This is a genomic window from Iodidimonas gelatinilytica (assembly GCF_008579125.1).
Classification (GTDB): domain Bacteria; phylum Pseudomonadota; class Alphaproteobacteria; order Sphingomonadales; family Rhodothalassiaceae; genus Iodidimonas; species Iodidimonas muriae.
On the sequence record NZ_BKCL01000004.1, the window covers coordinates 206,474 to 223,649 of the forward strand.

The 17,176-nt window shown below is 56.3% G+C and carries 18 protein-coding genes and 2 pseudogenes; 14 read left to right on the forward strand and 6 right to left on the reverse strand.

Annotated features, from left to right (window positions below):
• The first annotated feature begins 7 nt into the window (after positions 1-7).
• The 4 genes and pseudogenes from JCM17844_RS07425 to JCM17844_RS07440 all read left to right on the forward strand — a co-directional run bounded on the left by JCM17844_RS07425 (position 8) and on the right by JCM17844_RS07440 (position 3,736).
• Positions 8-790 (forward strand): 3-hydroxybutyrate dehydrogenase, encoded by a 783-nt coding sequence (locus JCM17844_RS07425; protein WP_150000365.1) that lies wholly within the window; start codon positions 8-10, stop codon positions 788-790.
• The gene (locus tag JCM17844_RS07430; RefSeq protein WP_150000366.1) at positions 787-1,887 is read left to right on the forward strand and encodes a patatin-like phospholipase family protein; all 1,101 of its coding nucleotides are present in this window, start codon (positions 787-789) and stop codon (positions 1,885-1,887) included. Before JCM17844_RS07425 ends, JCM17844_RS07430 begins: the two co-directional genes overlap by 4 nt.
• Before the next feature lie 25 nt (positions 1,888-1,912).
• A pseudogene (rnhB, locus tag JCM17844_RS07435) lies at positions 1,913-2,526 on the forward strand (ribonuclease HII).
• Between the two features lie 73 nt (positions 2,527-2,599).
• A complete protein-coding gene (locus tag JCM17844_RS07440) occupies positions 2,600-3,736 on the forward strand; it encodes a site-specific DNA-methyltransferase (protein ID WP_150000367.1) in 1,137 nt (378 codons plus the stop codon).
• A 61-nt stretch (positions 3,737-3,797) separates the two neighbouring features.
• On the opposite strand, the gene JCM17844_RS07445 is transcribed toward JCM17844_RS07440, so the two are convergent.
• Positions 3,798-4,013 carry a hypothetical protein gene (locus tag JCM17844_RS07445; protein ID WP_150000368.1) on the reverse strand — a complete coding sequence of 72 codons (216 nt, stop codon included), beginning with the start codon at positions 4,011-4,013 and terminating at the stop codon, positions 3,798-3,800.
• Here JCM17844_RS07445 and JCM17844_RS07450 point away from each other — a divergent pair.
• Positions 4,005-5,333, forward strand: coding sequence for a M20 family peptidase (locus tag JCM17844_RS07450; protein ID WP_210431579.1), 1,329 nt, complete (start codon positions 4,005-4,007; stop codon positions 5,331-5,333). The genes JCM17844_RS07445 and JCM17844_RS07450 overlap by 9 nt on opposite strands.
• Here JCM17844_RS07450 and mutY read toward each other — a convergent pair.
• The gene (gene mutY / locus JCM17844_RS07455; protein WP_210431580.1) at positions 5,330-6,427 is read right to left on the reverse strand and encodes an A/G-specific adenine glycosylase; all 1,098 of its coding nucleotides are present in this window, start codon (positions 6,425-6,427) and stop codon (positions 5,330-5,332) included. The genes JCM17844_RS07450 and mutY overlap by 4 nt on opposite strands.
• Positions 6,428-6,628: 201 nt before the next feature.
• Between mutY and JCM17844_RS07460 the strand changes: the two genes are divergently transcribed.
• From JCM17844_RS07460 to atpF, 9 genes and pseudogenes are all read left to right on the forward strand, one after another.
• Positions 6,629-7,027, forward strand: a complete 399-nt coding sequence (locus tag JCM17844_RS07460) for a DUF721 domain-containing protein (RefSeq protein WP_150000370.1) — start codon at positions 6,629-6,631, stop codon at positions 7,025-7,027.
• Between the two features lie 97 nt (positions 7,028-7,124).
• Positions 7,125-7,904 (forward strand): DsbA family protein, encoded by a 780-nt coding sequence (locus JCM17844_RS07465; protein WP_210431581.1) that lies wholly within the window; start codon positions 7,125-7,127, stop codon positions 7,902-7,904.
• Positions 7,870-8,598 (forward strand): annotated as a pseudogene (locus JCM17844_RS17465) (AAA family ATPase); the annotation flags it as partial. The gene JCM17844_RS07465 and the pseudogene JCM17844_RS17465, both read left to right, overlap by 35 nt.
• A 1,685-nt stretch (positions 8,599-10,283) precedes the next feature.
• The gene (locus tag JCM17844_RS14770; RefSeq protein ID WP_443093535.1) at positions 10,284-11,333 is read left to right on the forward strand and encodes a coiled-coil domain-containing protein; all 1,050 of its coding nucleotides are present in this window, start codon (positions 10,284-10,286) and stop codon (positions 11,331-11,333) included.
• A 151-nt stretch (positions 11,334-11,484) separates the two neighbouring features.
• On the forward strand, positions 11,485-11,868 hold the full coding sequence (locus JCM17844_RS07475) for an AtpZ/AtpI family protein (protein WP_210431584.1): 384 nt from the start codon (positions 11,485-11,487) through the stop codon (positions 11,866-11,868).
• A 27-nt stretch (positions 11,869-11,895) separates the two neighbouring features.
• Complete coding sequence (locus JCM17844_RS07480; RefSeq protein WP_150000373.1) at positions 11,896-12,642, forward strand: F0F1 ATP synthase subunit A; 747 nt, start codon at positions 11,896-11,898, stop codon at positions 12,640-12,642.
• A 60-nt stretch (positions 12,643-12,702) separates the two neighbouring features.
• A complete protein-coding gene (locus tag JCM17844_RS07485) occupies positions 12,703-12,930 on the forward strand; it encodes a F0F1 ATP synthase subunit C (RefSeq protein ID WP_042085892.1) in 228 nt (75 codons plus the stop codon).
• Between the two features lie 142 nt (positions 12,931-13,072).
• On the forward strand, positions 13,073-13,564 hold the full coding sequence (locus tag JCM17844_RS07490) for a F0F1 ATP synthase subunit B family protein (protein ID WP_150000374.1): 492 nt from the start codon (positions 13,073-13,075) through the stop codon (positions 13,562-13,564).
• Positions 13,564-14,112, forward strand: a complete 549-nt coding sequence (gene atpF, locus JCM17844_RS07495) for a F0F1 ATP synthase subunit B (protein WP_150000375.1) — start codon at positions 13,564-13,566, stop codon at positions 14,110-14,112. The genes JCM17844_RS07490 and atpF overlap by 1 nt, the downstream gene beginning before the upstream one ends.
• 380 nt (positions 14,113-14,492) lie before the next feature.
• Here the strand turns inward: atpF and JCM17844_RS07500 are convergent, their stop codons facing one another.
• The 4 genes from JCM17844_RS07500 to pth form a co-directional block, all read right to left on the reverse strand.
• On the reverse strand, positions 14,493-14,846 hold the full coding sequence (locus JCM17844_RS07500) for a hypothetical protein (RefSeq protein WP_150000376.1): 354 nt from the start codon (positions 14,844-14,846) through the stop codon (positions 14,493-14,495).
• A 64-nt stretch (positions 14,847-14,910) separates the two neighbouring features.
• Positions 14,911-15,375, reverse strand: a complete 465-nt coding sequence (locus tag JCM17844_RS07505; protein WP_210431585.1) for a MaoC family dehydratase — start codon at positions 15,373-15,375, stop codon at positions 14,911-14,913.
• 100 nt (positions 15,376-15,475) lie between these two features.
• A complete protein-coding gene (gene ychF, locus JCM17844_RS07510) occupies positions 15,476-16,558 on the reverse strand; it encodes a redox-regulated ATPase YchF (RefSeq protein WP_371864745.1) in 1,083 nt (360 codons plus the stop codon).
• A gap of 42 nt (positions 16,559-16,600) precedes the next feature.
• Positions 16,601-17,176 carry an aminoacyl-tRNA hydrolase gene (gene pth, locus JCM17844_RS07515; protein ID WP_150000377.1) on the reverse strand — a complete coding sequence of 192 codons (576 nt, stop codon included), beginning with the start codon at positions 17,174-17,176 and terminating at the stop codon, positions 16,601-16,603.

Below are 17,176 nucleotides of genomic sequence, written 5' to 3' on the forward strand. Positions count from 1 at the left end.
CCTTTCCATGTTGCACGGCAAAACAGCGATCATTACCGGGTCCACCAGTGGTATCGGACTGGGTATTGCAAAAGCGCTCGCCCATGCGGGCGCGCAGGTCGTTCTCAATGGATTTGGCGATGCGGCCGAGATCGAGAAAACCCGTGCCGCGCTACAAAGCGAAACAGGCCAGACCGTGCTTTATAATGGTGCCGACATGACAAAGCCGGACCAGATAGCCGATCTGGTTGCAAAGACCGCCAAAGAATTGGGCAGCGTTGATATCATCGTCAACAATGCCGGTATCCAGCATGTGGCCCCCATTGAAGATTTCCCGCCCGAAAAATGGGATGCCATCATCGCCATCAATCTCTCTTCCGCCTTCCACATGATCCACCATGCCATTCCGCATATGAAGACAGCCGGATGGGGCCGGGTCATCAATCTGGCATCGGCCCACGGCCTTGTGGCCTCTCCGTTCAAATCCGCTTATGTGGCCGCCAAGCACGGTATTTTGGGGCTGACCAAAACCGTGGCTCTGGAAGTAGCCGAACATAATATCACCGCCAATGCCATCTGCCCCGGCTATGTGCTTACCCCCCTGGTGGAAAAACAGATCCCCGACACCGCAAAAGCCCGCGGCATGACGGAAGATGAAGTAAAGCGCGATGTACTTTTGGCGGCCCAGCCCACCAAGAAATTCGTAAACGTGGAAGATCTGGGTGCCTTGGCCGTCTTTCTATGCGGCCCCCATTCTGAATCTTTCAATGGCGCATCTCTTCCCATTGAGGGCGGCTGGACAGCACAATGACCCATAAAGTCTGTGGTGCAGACCTGCCGGGACAATGCGTTCTGGTGCTTCAGGGCGGCGGTGCATTGGGGGCCTATCAAGCCGGCGTTTATCAAGCACTGAACAAATCGAAGATGGAGCCCGATTGGGTGATCGGCACCTCCATCGGTGCCATCAATGCTGCCATTATCGCAGGAAACGAACAAAACAAGCGGCTGGAAAAGCTGGAAAGTTTCTGGCGTATCGTCCAGCGCGACAGCCCGTCCATGATGCCGTCCTCCCTGGCGCATATGGGGGCGATGGCGGATATTTTTCTGCGTGGCATCCCCGGTTTTTTCCGCCCTTCCCTTTCGATGATGACAGGCGGATTGTGGCCACAAGGGCTGGATCATGCCTCCTGGTACGATACCGATGCTTTGCGCGATACGCTTGAAGCCCATGTGGATTTCAAGCAGCTCAATGCGGGTGCCACGCGCTTAACTGTCGGGGCGGTGTCTATCACCAAAGGCGAAATGCGCTATTTCGACAGCCGTGATACAAAACTGACCGCCGATCATATCATGGCATCGGGGGCTTTGCCGCCCGCCTTCCCCGCCATTGAAATCGACGGGGATCATTATTGGGATGGCGGGATTTATTCAAATTCCCCCATCGAAGCGGTGTTCGACGATGCCCCTCGGCGCAATTCGGTGGTGTTTTCCGTGCAGCTTTGGAACAGCGAAGGACCGCATCCCAATAGCCTGTGGGAAGTATCGGCGCGGCAAAAAGAAATCCAGTATGCCAGCCGCATCGATAGCCATATCAAGCGGCAGGCACAGCTTCACCATCTGCGTCATATCATCAATGGTTTGGCAGAGAAAATCCCCCAGGAAGAGCGGAAAAAGCTGGAAATCGCCGAACTGGCCGCTTGGGGATGCCAAACCGATATGCGCGTCATCCGCCTGGTCATTCCCCGCCATAGCTATGAAGACCCGCTCGCCGATGCGGACTTCACCGCCGCCAGCCTGCAAGAGCGCATGGAGGCAGGCTTTGCAACGGCAAACCGCGCTTTATCAGACAAGCCATGGGAAAGGTTCCTTGATCCCAAAGAGGGTGTGGCGTTATTCGACTATCGCTAAGCCACAAGAACAAAGGGGGGGCGCGGTGCCTGATTTTTCTATGGAACTCCATATGGGCGGGCTGGTGGCCGGCGTGGATGAAGCCGGACGCGGCCCCCTTGCAGGCCCCGTGGTCGCCGCCGCCGTTATTCTGGACCCGGACCATATCCCCCTTGGCCTGGATGACAGCAAGCGCCTGAGCAAAACCAAGCGCCAAAGATTGTTTGACCATATCCATGAACAGGCCATTGCTGTGGCGATCACGCAGGCCAGTGTAGAGGAAATCGATCGCCTCAATATCTTGCAGGCCAGCCTGTTGGCCATGCGCCGTGCGGTCGAGGCCCTTGATCCCGCGCCCCATGCCTGCCTTGTGGATGGCAATCAGCATCCCGGCACCAAATGTCCGGCCCAATGCGTGGTAAAGGGCGATCAATTGTCCGCATCCATCGCCGCAGCCAGCATTTTGGCCAAAGTAAAACGCGATCAAATCATGCCGATCTGGCCCGAAAACATCCCGCTTATGGATGGGAGCAAAACGCAGGATATGGCGTGCCCAAGCACCTCGAGGCGCTAAAGCTTGTGGGTGCCACCGCATATCACCGCAAAAGCTTTGCCCCGGTTCGTAAGATTCTACTCCAGACTCATAAGGCAAATAATTGATTCAGATAGAAGAATCTGATTGACCCGAGTCGCCGTTTTTTCCACACTAGGGCCGTCCAGAGAGGAAAAAACGATGTCGAATACCCAAAAAGAAGCCGGAACAGCCAGCACCAAAGCAACGCCGCAACGCTCTGCAAATTTGCCGCTGGATACCATCTTGCAAGGCGAGTGCATCGAAGTAATGCGCGGCCTTCCCGATGCGTCTGTGGACATGATTTTTGCGGACCCGCCTTATAATCTGCAATTGAAGGACCAGCTTCAACGTCCCGATAATTCGCAGGTGGATGGCGTTGATGATGCCTGGGATAAATTCGACAATTTCGCCAGCTATGACAGCTTCACCCGCGAATGGCTGGCTCAGGCGCAGCGGATCTTGAAAAATACCGGAACGCTGTGGGTGATCGGCACCTATCACAATATTTTCCGCGTTGGCGCCGCCATGCAGGATCATGGCTTTTGGCTTTTGAACGACATTATATGGCGCAAAACCAATCCCATGCCCAATTTTCGCGGCACCCGTTTTACCAATGCCCATGAAACCCTTATCTGGGCTGCAAAAAGCGCCGATCAACGCAAATACACATTCAATTACAATGCGCTAAAGGCCATGAACGACGATCTTCAGATGCGTTCCGATTGGCTGATCCCCATTTGTTCCGGCAAAGAACGCCTGAAGAAAAACGGGAAAAAAGCCCATGCCACGCAAAAGCCCGAAGCGCTTTTATACCGCATCTTGATGGCCGCATCGAAACCGGGGGATGTGATCCTAGACCCCTTTTTCGGATCTGGCACCACGGGTGCTGTCTCGAAGAAACTGGGGCGCCATTTCGTGGGGATCGAACGGGACGAAGGCTATATCGCCGTTGCCCGCGAACGCATTGCCGCCACGGAAAAGCTGGATGAAGAAGCGCTGGGCTATACCATTTCCAAACGTCAGGCTCCGCGCGTTCCTTTTGGCCAGCTTGTGGAAGCGGGGCTGATCAAAACCGGGGCCACCCTTTATGACAGCCGTCGCCGCCATACGGCACGGGTGCGGTCTGACGGCACCTTGGTCAGCCGCGACATGACAGGCTCGATCCATCAAATCGGCGCCCATGTGCAAGGGGCCCCCGCCTGCAATGGCTGGACCTTCTGGCATGTGGAAAATCGCGGCGATCTGGTACCTTTGGACCGCCTGCGTGAAGAAATCCGCGCCATTTCCCACGCCTAGAACCACAGCTTCGCCTGTCGAACGAGAGAGGTTCCCACGGTTTCAAAGCAGCGTTACAGTATCATCGGCGGTTATGGCCATGATGAAAAACCTGCGAGGGCTTTGGGAAAATGATGCGGATCATAATGCGCGGCGTGGCGGCACTGGGCGTTTTGCTGGTGCTGGCCTTTATTGGCTTATGGCTGCGTGTGGTTTTCCTGCCGGATGCACGCCCCGATAAAGTGGACAGCCCGACCATCAGCTTGATGGCAAAGCCGCCATTGACCGGTTGGCACAAGCCATTCGCTTTGAAACCGTTTCCACAGAAAATGCGGCCGATTATGATGCGGCTCCCTTTGCGGACTTTCATGCCTTTTTGAAAGACCAGTTCCCCTTGATCCACCAACGAGCCGAACGCCATGAAATTGGCCGTGATGCCCTTTTGTTCGGGCTCAGGGGCAGCGATGTAGAGACACCGGCCATTGTGTTGATGGCCCATCAGGATGTGGTGCCCGTGGAACCGGGAACCAAAGGCAACTGGATCCATCCCCCCTTTGGCGGCGTGGTGGCCGATGGCTATATCTGGGGGCGCGGCACGCTGGACGACAAAGGCAGCCTGATGGCCATCATGGAAGCCCTTGAGCATCTGCTTGCCCAGGGCTTTACCCCCAAGCGCAGCTTGTGGCTGGCTTTCGGGGCCGATGAAGAATTGGGCGGCGACAAAGGGGCGGCGCTGATCGCCCAATGGCTTGCGAACCAGAATGAACAGATCGCCTTCGTTCTGGATGAAGGTCTGGCCGTTTTGCAAGGCATCACACCGGGCATTGCTGAACCGGTGGCCATGGTCGGGCTGGCGGAAAAAGGCTCGATCACCCTTCGCTTGCGGGCCGAAAGCGAAGGCGGGCACAGCTCCATGCCGCCGATGGTTTCGGCACCGGGCCGATTGAGCCGCGCCCTGGCTCGTCTGGAAAGCACCCAAATGCCCGCAAGCCTTGAAGGGGTGCCCAGCAAAATGCTGACCCGTCTTGCCCCGCATATGGCCTTTCCGTTGAATGTGATTTCAGGCAATTTATGGCTCACTGGCCCTGTGGTTTTGAACCAGTTTTCCAAAACCCCCTCCACCAATGCCATGATCCGCACCACCACGGCCATCACCATGCTTCAGGCCGGGTTCAAATCCAATGTGCTGGCCCAAAGTGCCGAAGCCACCATCAATTTTCGTATTCGCCCCAATGATACCGGCCAAACCGTGATCGACCATGTGCGCACAACCATCGACGATCCGGCCATCACCATCATCGGCACGGCTGATCAGGCGCGGGAAGCCACAAAAGTATCTTCAACCGATAGCGCCGCCTTCCACGTCATCGAAAAAAGCATTGCCGAAACCTTCCCAAAGGCCCTGATCGCACCGGGGCTGATGGTGGCGGCAACCGATAGCCGCCATTTCACGGCAGTAGCCGATGATGTGTACCGCTTTGCCCCCATGCGCCTTAATTCCGAAGATCTAAAGCGCCTGCATGGCACCAATGAACGTGTGTCCACCGAAAACTATCTGGAGATGATCCGCTTTTATGTTCGTCTGATAGAAAATTCCAACACCGCAACACGCCATTAGGTTTTCTGCTTTTGCACCATATGCGCCACTTTGCGCATCACCGTTGGCAACCCATCAAGATCGTGCATAGGCACCCACAGGCCATCGGGGCGGGCATCGGCCCTGATATGGGCGCGCGCCACCTTCATGTGAAAATGAAAATGGGTGAAGGTATGGCGCACCACGCCTTCCAATATGGTCCAGTCCGCAGCATTCGGGGCATGGGCCAGTGCCGCATCGTCATCAAGGGGCACATCCCCCCACGGTGAAGACGGCACTTCCAGCATCCCGCCCAGAAGCCCCTTGGCCGGACGACGGCGCAACAACACATCCCCATCGCTTTCCAGCCAAAAGGCCAAAGCATGCCGCACCGGTTTGATTTTCTTGGCGGGCTTGATGGGCAGTTCTTCCATCCGGCCCTTGGCATGGGCAATACAAGCGCCTTCCCACGGGCAAATCCCGCATTTGGGCGCACGCACTGTGCAGATGGTCGCCCCCAGATCCATCAGGCTTTGGGCAAAATCACCCGCACGCCGATCCGGCACCAAGACCAGCGTTTCCGCCCGGATCGCTTTTTTGGCTTTGGGCAAGGGCTCGTCGATGAACCGCAAGCGAGAGATCACCCGCTCCACATTGCCGTCCACAGCGGCGGCGACTTTGCCAAACGCAATGGCGGCAATGGCCCCTGCGGTATAATCGCCAATCCCGGGCAGGGTTTTCAGCGTTTTTTCATCTGGTGGAAAACAGCCGCCAAAATCCGCCACGATCTTGCAAGCACAGGCATGAAGATTGCGAGCCCGGGCATAATAGCCAAGCCCTGCCCAACGATCGAGCACGGCTTCCAACGGGGCATTGGCCAAATCCTTAACGGTTGGCCAGCACGCCACAAACCCTTCGAAATACGGCTTTACCGCCTGAACCGTTGTCTGTTGTAACATGATTTCCGACAGCCACACATGATAGGGATCAGGCGCTTTCCCTCCCCGTGCCCGCCAAGGCAACACCCGTTGATGCCGGTCATACCATGCCAGCAAAGCCCCGCTCAATTCATCCGGCCGATTCTTGGATATGGTTCCCATCCGGGGCTGCGTTTCGGGACGAAGGGTGCTACTCATCAAGAGGTTCGGCTTTCTTATAGGAAACGGTTTTGGCTTATCATGACCATCATGGCGCGGTGAAAGGACAGTGGCAGGCAAGATGAATGCTGGCAAGTCAAGCAGGAGCAATCAGGTCCGCCTCTCAAGGCGCGGAAAAACCGTTCCGCTTGCCCGGCTGATGCCGGATATTGCCCGAACGGCTTGGCGTAGCGTGGCTTTATCAATCAGGAAATCGTCGCCCGTTGGGTTGAAATCGTTGGCGAGGATATTGCTGGCAACGCCGTGCCTTTGCGGCTTTCCTTCCCGCGCGGCGAACGCATGGGCGGCACATTGGAGATTCGCGTCACCCCTGCTTTTGCACCGATGCTCCAGCATAGCGAACCACGGATCATCGAACGGGTGAACCGCTTTTTCGGCTATGGAGCGGTGGCGCGTATCAAGCTGCAACAAGGCCCGGTGCAGCGCCAAGCCCCACCAAAACCGCCTGCCCCGCCGTCACCACCCGATCCCCAAGCGGTGGCGCAATCGGGAAAGCTGGTAAAACCCATTAAAGACGATAAACTCCGCGAGTTGCTGGAACGCTGGGGAGCCGCTATTTTACAAAAAAAACGCTCCTGAGCATGAAGGGCGTCCATAAAGGCTCATGCAGGCATTTGACACTGGCCATCCGGCTTCATGCCGATTAAAATTTCTATATCTGGTAGGTACAAGGCTTATGACACACAAATTAAAGCAGTTGGCAACCCCGTCCCTCATTGCGTTTCTGGCATTGGGGTTGGCCGCTTGCGGCAATGACGACAGTAGCGGAACAATGGACAAAAGCAGCGCCCCTGCGGAAAGCGCAAGCGCTGAAAGTGCCACCGATTACAGCAAGGTCATCACCACCGAAACAGCATCGGAAAAAGGCTTTGCGCTGGGCGGGGTCAGCATGGGCAATCCCGATGCACCGGTGACCATCATCGAATATGCCTCGCTCACCTGTTCGCACTGCGCCGCCTTTGACCGCGATGTGCTTCCCGATCTGAAAGAAACCTATATCAAAACCGGCAAGGTGCGTTACGAATTCCATAATTATGTGATGAACCGCTATGATCTGGCCGCCTCTGCCGTGGCCCGTTGCATGGGACCAGACCGGTTCTTCCCCATCGCCGAGCTGTTTTTCTCCACCCAGGCCACATGGCTTGCCAATGCCAGCCAGCAAGATGCAAAAGTGGTGATTGATGACATGGCCAATGTGGTGCGCAAGGCAGGTGTCAGCCGCACTCGCTTCGATCAATGTCTGTCGGAACGTGATCTGCAGCAGCATCTGGTGGAAATGACCAGCGAAGGCCAGAAGCGCTGGCAAATCGCAGGAACGCCCACCATCATCATCAACGGGAAAAAGCGTGGCGCCGAAGCCAGAGATTCGACACCCTGTCTGAGATCATCGAGGACGAACTTTAATCTGAACAGGCCAGCCTTTGCAGTTCTCAAAGCTCAGACTTTCCGGCTTTAAGTCCTTCGTCGATCCGACCGAGCTTCGGATCGAAGCTGGGCTCACGGGAATCGTCGGGCCCAATGGCTGCGGAAAATCCAATCTGGTAGAGGCGCTGCGCTGGGTGATGGGAGAAAACTCTGCCCGATCCATGCGTGGGTCGGGCATGGACGATGTGATTTTCGCAGGAACCAGCCGCCGTCCGGCGCGCAATCTTGCAGAAGTATCGCTGACCATCGATAACAGCCGCCGCCGCGCCCCTGCCGCTTTCAATGAAGAAGACCAGCTTGAAATCGTCCGCCGGATCGAACGGGAATCCGGCTCCGCATACCGCATCAATGGGCGCGATGTTCGGGCCAAGGATGTGCAGCTTTTATTTGCCGATGCAGCCACCGGCGCCCACTCCCCGGCCATGGTCAGCCAAGGCCGCGTCGGCGCTTTAATTGCGGCAAAGCCAAAAGATCGCCGCGCCATATTGGAAGAAGCCGCGGGCATTTCCGGCCTGCACAGCCGCCGCCGGGAAGCGGAACAACGCCTGAAAGCGGCGGAAAACAATCTTGTGCGCCTGCAAGATGTTCTGACCCAATTGGAAACACAAAGCGCTGCTTTGAAGCGGCAAGCCCGACAAGCAGAGCGCTACCGCACCCTTTCCAACGACATCCGCAAGGCAGATGCGGGCATTTTATACCACAAATGGCGCAATGCCTTGGATCAGGCGCGCGCCTTGGAACGCAATCAACACGAGATCGAACAGCACGTCGGCACCCTGACAGCCACGGCAACGAAGCTCAGTGCGGAACAAACCCAACTCGCGGCCCAGCTTCCCGATCTGCGCAAAGCCGAAACAAATGCCGCAGCCCACGTGCAACGGCTGCAAATGACCGCCAGCCAGCTTGAAGCGGATGAGCGCCAGCGCGCCGACATGCTGGCATCGCTGGAGCGTCAGATCCAGCAGATTCAAGCGGATGAACTGCGCGAAAAAGAAACCCATGCGGATGCCAAAGCCGCCCTGTCGCGGCTGGATGCGGAACAGGCCCGCCATAAGCAGGCCCAAGAAGGCCAGCTTGCGGCGGAACAGGCGGCCCGCGATCATCTTGATACCTGCGCCCGCAAAGCGGAGGAGGCAGAAGCCGCCTATGATGCCATTGGCCAGCGCCTTGCCGAAGCGCGAGGCCGCCGCGCCAGCCTCTCCAGCGACCTGACCGCCCTTGAGCGTCGGCGCGACCGCATGGCCCGCGATCATCAGGAAACACAAGCCGCCATTCACGCCATGGAAGAGGCCGATCCCGATGCGCAGGCGGTAAAAACCGCAGAAATCGCTGTCGCCGCCTTAGAAAAACAAATCGAGGACCGTGCCCTCAAACTGGAAGAGGCTGCCGCAAAAACCGCGCAAGCCCGCGAAGAAGCGGATCAAAAACGCGCAGCCCTGTCGCAAAGCCGCAGCAATCTGGCCAGCAATCAAGCAGACCGTGCCGCATTGGAAAAGCGGCTGCAGGCGCGCAATGTGAACGGGCAAGCCTCTATTGCCGACCAACTGTCCGTGCATGCCGGCTTTGAACAAGCCTTGGGCGCCGCGCTGGGGGAAGATCTCAATGCCCCCCTTGATGCTGCCGACGCGCCAACCGTTTGGCATAGCCTTCCGCCCCTTTCCCAAGTGCCGCAGCTTCCCGATACGGCGATCCCCTTATCCAATCATGTGGAGGGGCCAGCCACCCTGACCCGCCGCCTATCGCAAATCGGTGTGGTGGAAACGGATGCCCAATTACAGCATCTGGTCCCCGCCTTGCTGCCCGGCCAAAGGCTGGTGACCAAAAGCGGCGGCCTTGTGCGCTGGGATGGTTACCGCATGGCTGCCGATGCGCCAAGCGCCGCAACCATTCGCCTGCAACAGAAAAACCGCTTGGCTGTTTTAAAAGCAGAAAGCGTTGAACTGGAAGCCAAAGTCGCCGTCGCCGCCACAGCCCATGAACAGGCACAAAGCGCGGTTCAAAACGCTACAAAGGCACAGGCATTGCAACGCACGCATCTTGATGAAGCGGAAAGCGCCGTGCGTGCTGCAAAGCAAAAGCTGGCCGAGGCAGAAGCGGAAGCCAATCGCCGCGCCTCGCGCCTTGCGGGGCTGACCGAAACGCTGGCCCGTCTCACACAAGAAATGAACGATGCACAGGCCCGCTGCAAAACCATCAAGCCGCTTTGGCCGAACTCCCCCTTGCCACCGATCTGGAAACCCGATCCAGAACCGCGCGGGAAGCGGTTGAAACCGCGCGCCATGCACTGGCCCAGGCCCGCACCAACCACGACACATTAAGCCGCGAGGCGCAGAGCCGCCGGGATCGCCTGTCCGCCATCGAAACGGAACATCGCGCTTGGGAACAACGGCTCAAGCGGGCTGCCGATCAATTGGAGCAGCTGGATAAACGCCGCCAAACAGCACAGGCCGAGCAGGTAAAAATTAAAATCCCGCCCGACGAATTTGCCCAAAAACGTCAATCCCTTGCCGACCAGATTGAACAAGCCGAGGCCACAAGGCGGCAAGCAGCCGATCAATTGGCAAGCGCAGAAACTGCGCTGGCGGAAAAAGATCGCGCCTTGAAGGCCGTGCAAGAACAGCTTGCCGATATCCGCGAATCCCGCGCGCGAACCGCCGCAGCATTGGACGCCATGACAGCACAGCGGCAAGAAATTGCCCGCATGTCTGGCGAGCGGTTTCAATGCCCGCCCCCTGATATTTTAAAGAAACTGGATCTGGGCGATCCGGCCCAACTGCCGGATATGGAAACATTCGAGGAGCAATCGACGCGTCACAAAGCCCAGCGGGAGCGTTTAGGGGCTGTGAATCTGAGAGCCGACGAAGAATTGCGCGAGGTTGAAACCCAGCTTTCCCATCTGCTGGAAGAACGCAACGATCTGGAACAGGCCATCGGGCGTTTGCGTCAGGCGATTGGCAGCCTCAACCGCGAAGGCCGCGAACGGTTATTGAGCGCCTTTCAAGAGGTAAGCCGCCATTTCTCCGACCTGTTTCAAACCCTGTTCGGCGGAGGATATGCGCGTCTGGAACTGGTCGAATCGGATGACCCTTTGGATGCGGGCATCGAGATCATGGCCAGCCCGCCGGGTAAAAAGCTGCAGATCCTGTCACTTTTATCGGGGGGCGAACAAGCCTTAACCGCGCTATCCCTGATCTTTGCGGTGTTCATCACCAACCCCGCCCCTATCTGCGTGCTGGACGAAGTGGATGCCCCGTTGGATGAAGCCAATGTGGAGCGGCTGTGCGATTTGCTGGACGGTATGAATGCCCGCACCGACACGCGGTTTCTTATCGTCACCCATAATGAAGTGACCATGGCCCGTATGCACCGTTTGTTCGGCGTAACCATGGCCGAACGCGGAATCTCGCAGTTGGTCTCTGTGGATCTGGAACGCGCCGAATCACTAACGGCCGCACAATAAGCCTTGCGAATCACACTTTTCTTATATTTTTCAATATCTTAAGCCAAGATTTGTCGTTCTTGACAGCATATGGGGCCGCCTCTATAGTGCGCGCGCGTTTGCAGAGGGGTGTATCCGGCATTTTTCACAAGCGCGCTGTCAATCATGGCAGGTGATCGTGGATCCTGAGACACGCGAAAATAAAAAAAGCAGCTTCGACAAGAGGTTGGCTGAAGCGCGTGCAAAAATCGGGAAGCATGATGATGCCGATGGACAGCAAAATAAAGATGCGGACGACGGCCAAAGCCTGTCACATGGCTATCGAATGGGGCTCGAGTTCGTGTCGGCGGTTGCAGTCGGCGCTTTCATAGGCTACTGGCTTGATCGCTGGTTTGGAACATCTCCGATTTTCTTGATCGGGATGTTTCTAATCGGAACGCTGACAGGGTTCCGCAATTTGATGCGGCTTCTTGAAAGCACCAATGACGAGACTGACGGCAAGGCTGGCGGCAAAACTGGCGACGGACTTGACGACAAGACTGGCGAAAACGAATAGGCAACTCTCATCGCGGAGCTTTAAGGCGTGGCTAACCCGCTCGAGCAATTCGAAATTCATCCCGCAGCCCCGCTTTCCATTGCGGGCGTCGATGCATCCCTGACCAATGCTGGCATTTTCATGCTGATCAGCAGTCTCAGCGTTGCTGTGTTCGTGCTGATGGGCGTGCGCCGTAGCAATGTGGTGCCCGGCCGCTGGCAGTCCATGGTTGAACTTTGCTATGAATTCATTGCCGGTATGGTGAAAGAGAATATCGGACAGAAAGGACGCGCCTATGTGCCGTTCGTCTTTACCCTGTTCATGTTCATTCTTGCCGGAAACCTGATTGGTTTGCTGCCCTATTCCTTTACGGTGACCAGCCATCTGGCGGTTACATTCGCCTTTGCCGGACTGATTTTTCTGGCAACCATTGTCATTGGCTTCATCAATCATGGCGCACATTTCCTCGGGATGTTCGTCCCCAAGGACACGCCGATCCTTTTGATGCCGTTGATCATCGTGATCGAGGTTATTTCCTTCCTCTCGCGTCCGATCACCCATTCGGTGCGTCTGTTTGCCAACATGACCGCCGGGCATATCCTGTTGAAGGTGTTTGCCGGTTTCATTGTCAGCCTGTTATTGGCGGGCGGTGTATTGTCAGGGATTTCGGTGCTGCCGGCCTTGATGATTGTCATTCTGAATGCGCTTGAACTTCTGGTCGCCGTTGTGCAGGCCTATGTGTTCGCGCTTTTGACCTGTGTTTATCTGAACGACGCCGTCAATCTTGAACATTGATCGGCCAAGCCACATCCACAACTCATTTGACCATCTGACCTTATACGAAAGGACTGACTAATGGACGCAGAAGCCGCAAAGCTCATCGGTGCAGGGATCGCCACACTCGGCATGGGTGGGGCCGGTATCGGCCTTGGCTTGATCTTTGGCTATTTCCTTCAGGCCGCACTTCGCAATCCGGCTGCCGCTGACAAGCTGCGCCCGACCCTGATTTTCGGCTTTGCCGTGACAGAAGCCCTGGGCATTTTCTCGTTCCTGGTTGCCCTGATCTTGCTGTTCGTCGCCTAATAGGCGGCCACAAGCAATCAATGCCTGCCGCCGGATCGTCCGTTCATCGGGTCCGGCGGTGGATTTTCAGCCGGATCAGTCCCATAATGGGATTGATAGGCTGAAAACGACCTGACACGCGACCCGAGCAAGAGGAAGCACAATGCCTCAGTTTGATCCGGCGCTTTTTGCACCACAGATCATTTGGCTGATCATCGCCTTTGGCGTACTTTGGCTGCTTATGGCACGCGTGGGACTTCCGCGTGTGGAGCGGGCCATGGTCGAGCGTTCTGAACAGATCGAAGCCGATCTGGATGCCGCCCGCACCATGAAAGCCAAGGCCGACGAACTCACAGAAGAGTATGAAGCGGCTCTGGCTCAGGCACGGGCCAAAGCAGGGGCCATTTCCGAACGCACCAAGGCCGACATCCGCGAACGCTCCGAAAAGCTTCTGAGCGAGACGCAAGCAAAAATCGATGCAGAAATTGCCAAGGCCCAACAGGGTATCGATCAGGAAGTGAAGGCCGCTATGGGCGAGATGGATAAAATGGCCACGGATGTGGCTGCGTCCCTGATCGCACGCCTGACAGGTGAAGAGGTGGAAAGCGCCGAGATTGAAGCGGCTGTGACCACCATTCGGTCGGAGGCGGCATAATGGCCCAGACATCTCAAAATAACGGCCATCAGGAACTGGTGGAAGTAGATGCCCATCACGGTGAAGAAGGGCTATTCCAATCGGCAGAATTCTATGTTGCCCTTGGATTCGTAATCTTCGTTGCTTTGTTGCTGTATTTTGGCATTCACAAAATGATTGCCAAAGCACTTGATGACCGCTCTGCCAAAATCGCCGGACAGATCGATGAAGCCCGTCAGCTTCGGGAAGAAGCACAGGCCGATCTGGCACAAAGGCAACGTCGCCAGCGGGAAGCCGCCAGCGAAGCAGACGCCATCATTGCTCAGGCCGAAGACGATGCCCGCTTGATGACCAGCGAAGCAATGGCCGAGATCAATCGTGTCAGCACCCGCCGCGAAGAAGTGGCCCGCCAGAAAATCAAGCAGGCAGAACAAGATGCCCTGCGCAATCTTCGTGCGGAAGCCACCGATATCGCTGTAAAAGCCGCTCGCACGGTGATCGCCGATAAATTATCGGGCAAAAAAGGCTCCGACCTGATCGCCACGACCATCAAAGGTCTGGACGCCTGATCCAATTTCTTTGCCTTCCGCAGTCGAACCGGGCTGCGGAAGTGCTTTTCCTCCGGGCCGATCCGAAATGCCCGTCGCAGGACCGGGGCCAAGCGCCCTTTTAAGTCTCCCCCATATTACCGCCATAGCGCAGCCCATATGCCACTTCGCCCTTCTCCTTGGGCCCAAACAGCCTCCCGCGCCATATGCGCGCTCCAGACCCATCTATAGCGTTCTCCGGGGTTATATAGCCGTCGGATAGGCGGCATATGGACAGCATCAACAGATTGACGCGGACAGGCCGAACGCAGCCGGGAAACAAAAAACCGCCAGTCCCAGACAAAAGCTGGAACCGACGGCTTATCCTGCGTGCTCTTGACGGTTACGGCATCAAGCAGAAATCAATAGCCGCAAATCTCTTCCACCTTGTTCAAGGTCAAACGCGTTTCCACAAGAAGTTCATTCACTTCATCATAAGCCAGATCTTCTTCTTCCGCGAAGGCCTTCATGCCTTCGTCATCACCGCTAACGGCAATCGCAGCAAGAACGGTCATGATTTCATAAGAATCCGTGGGCAGCGCCTTTTTCAGCTCCACGATATAACATTCGCAAGCCTCTGGATCGGCTCCCGGCTCCGCTTTACATGCCTCGGTAATCCGGCCTTCAGCTTCCGTCACACTCAGCACCTGTGCAGACGCAACACCGCCAAAACAAAAACCCGACACAACGAGCGCGAGAAGAGAAGAACGGATCATATTGGTTTCCCTTAAAAAGAGTTTTCTGATCGACAAACACATGCAATGACTGTGGAGCGGGTGATCAATCGCCCTCCCCACAAGCCTTGAAAAACCCGTTGCTCTTGAAGGTCATGACAACATCACCCTTCTGATTGAGCACCGTGTAATCGCTCTTGATATTGCCTATTCCCGGCTTGGATTTCAAGCGACGCGTGTCTGTAACTTTCATATGCACGCTTAACACGTCCCCCGGATAAACGGGTTTCACCCAGCGGATCTCGTCCACACCGGGCGACCCAAGGGTGGCTGTGCCGGTTTCTTCCATATGATCGACCATCATGCGCATGGTCATGGCGCATGTGTGCCAGCCCGAAGCGCACAAAGCTCCGAACAGTGATTTTTTTGCTGCTTCCTTATCCACATGGAAAGCTTGCGGGTCATATTTCCTTGCGAATTCAAGAACCTCGGCTTCTGTCACCTCGTAACGGCCGAAAGATGCCTCGTCTCCCACATGGAAATCTTCAAAAAACATGGCCTGTTTTTGCACCTTGGAAACCTCCTTGCTATTCACCTGTCCAGAGATATCCCATCGCGCCACACGAACCCGGAAGAGCAATCCGGCAGGCTTTAATTGGCAAAGCGGAACATCATAATGTCCCCATCTTGGACCAGATATTCCTTGCCTTCCAGACGCATTTTCCCGGCGTCCTTCGCGCCATGCTCGCCGCCACAGGCACATAATCATCAAATGCTGTGGTTTCGGCCCGAATGAAGCCCTTTTCAAAGTCCGTATGGATAACGCCAGCCGCTTGCGGGGCTTTGGTGCCTTGGGTGATGGTCCAGGCGCGTGCCTCTTTGGGGCCAACGGTGAAATAGGTAATCAACCCCAGCAAATCATAGCCCGCGCGGATGATGCGGGCGAGCCCGGTTTCCGAAAGCCCGATATCCGCCAGAAATTCCGCTTTTTCCTCGTCGCTGTCCATCTGCGCGATTTCCGCTTCAATGGCGGCAGAAATAATCACGCAAGCCGCCCCTTCGGCCGTGGCTTTTTCTTCCACCTTTGCCGAAAACGCATTGCCGGATGCGGCCGCTGCCTCATCCACATTGCAAACATAGAGAATCGGCTTCCCGGTCAGCAATTGCAGCCCTTCAAACAGGCGTTCTTCTTCCGGATCGGCACGCTCCACCGTGCGGGCTGGCCGTCCATCTTCCAGCACTGAAATGCAGCGCTTCACCAATTCCAGAATGGTTTTTGCTTCTTTTTCCTGACCACGGATGCGCCGCTCCAGATTGGGAATACGCTTGGTCAGCGACTCAAGGTCTGCCAGCATCAGCTCGGTTTCCACCGTTTCCGCATCCGCCACAGGGTCCACTTTGCCGTCCACATGGGTGATGTCGTCATCTTCAAAGCACCGCAACACATGCACGATGGCATCAACCTCGCGGATATTGGCAAGGAACTGATTGCCAAGCCCTTCGCCCTTGGAGGCGCCGCGCACCAATCCGGCAATATCCACGAAAGATAACCGGGTGGGGATCGTCTGCTGAGATTTGGCAAGGCTGGCTATTTCAGAAAGACGCGGATCAGGCACAGAGACATCGCCCACATTGGGATCAATGGTGCAAAAAGGATAGTTCGCCGCTTGGGCGGCGGCCGTGTTGGTCAGCGCATTGAACAAGGTGGACTTGCCAACATTAGGCAAGCCGACGATACCGCATTTGAAACCCATTTTCCGATCCTTATCGCGGCGCCCTTGAAGCGCCCATTGTTTTTAGCGAGAGTGCGACACGGACTGCGCCACATCGGTCATAAAGCGCGGCCAATCGCGCTTGACGAGCCATTGGGCGCTCCCCGCAATGGCATCGCATAAGCCATCAACCCAAGGCCAGTCCGCCTTGGAAAAATCAGACAGTACATAAGGGCTGACAAGATCCCGATCACCGGGATGCCCGATGCCCATGCGCACACGGACAAAATCGGCCCCGCAATGGGCCATGATCGAACGCAAGCCATTATGGCCCGCATGACCGCCGCCGACTTTCACCCGCAGCTTGCCCGGTGTCAGATCCAGCTCATCATGAAAGACCACAAGATCAGCCGCCGTCAGCTTATAAAAGCGCATGGCTTCACCAACCGCACGACCACTTTCGTTCATATAGGTCTGCGGCTTTAGAATGATCACCTTTTCACCGGCGATCATCCCTTCACTGCATAAAGCGGAAAAGCGGGTGCGCTCCGGCCCAAAGGAATGGCGGCGGAGTATTTCATCCACCGCCATAAAGCCGATATTATGCCGATTGTCGGCATATCGATTTCCGGGATTGCCCAAACCGGCAAAAAGCAGCAT